The sequence below is a fragment of the Pseudomonas sp. IT-196MI5 genome (assembly GCF_949767415.1).
GTDB lineage: Bacteria > Pseudomonadota > Gammaproteobacteria > Pseudomonadales > Pseudomonadaceae > Aquipseudomonas.
Genome location: NZ_CATKPZ010000059.1, coordinates 1 through 635, shown reverse-complemented (window position 1 = coordinate 635; position 635 = coordinate 1). Strand labels below are relative to the sequence as shown.

The window sequence follows — 635 nt, the reverse complement described above, 5'->3', positions numbered from 1 at the left end:
AGGGTTTCCGAAGCGGTACTGATGTTGCTGTCGTCCACGCCACTGGGCAGGTCGTCGACGATGTTCACGTCCAGTGAACCGGTCGCGGTGGTGCCGTTGTCGTCGACCACGGTCACGGCGAACTGTTCCGGCAGGGTGTTGGCGCCGTTGCCGGTTGGGTGCGCTTCGTTGTCATTCAGGGTGTAGCTGTAGCTGATCACCCCGGTCGCCGCGTTGAACCCGGTGACGGTCAGGGTGCTGCCCAGCGGGGTGCTGATCGATTGCGGGAAGCCGGCAGCCACGCCACCGCTGACTACGGTGATGCCGCCCACTGTCAGGGTTTGCAGGCCATCGAGTGCGGTCACGGTGAAGGTGCCACTCTGGGTCAGGGCTGGCGTGTCGGGGCTGCTGCCGTCGCTGAGGTTTTTCTCGAAGACCGTCAGCTCGCCGCCGCCAACGTTCAAACCGCCAACCGTCACCGAGTCATCGTTGTTGTGGATCTGCAGCACCAGGTTCGCCGTGCTGCTGTCGCCGTCCGCATCGGTGAGGGTGTAGCTGAAGGTCTCGGTACTGTCGCCACCGCCGTGCAGGGCTTTGAAGTCGGCATCGCTGGGGTTGAGGGTGTAGGTGTAGGTGCCGTTGGCATTCAGCACCAG

The 635-nt window shown here is 63.8% G+C and carries 1 protein-coding gene; it reads right to left on the bottom strand.

Features of this window, described 5'->3' with window-relative positions; all coding sequences use genetic code 11:
• Window positions 1-635, bottom strand: a 635-nt coding sequence (locus tag ACM6IK_RS24280) for a VCBS domain-containing protein (RefSeq protein WP_414876356.1), incomplete at both ends; no start/stop codon positions are given.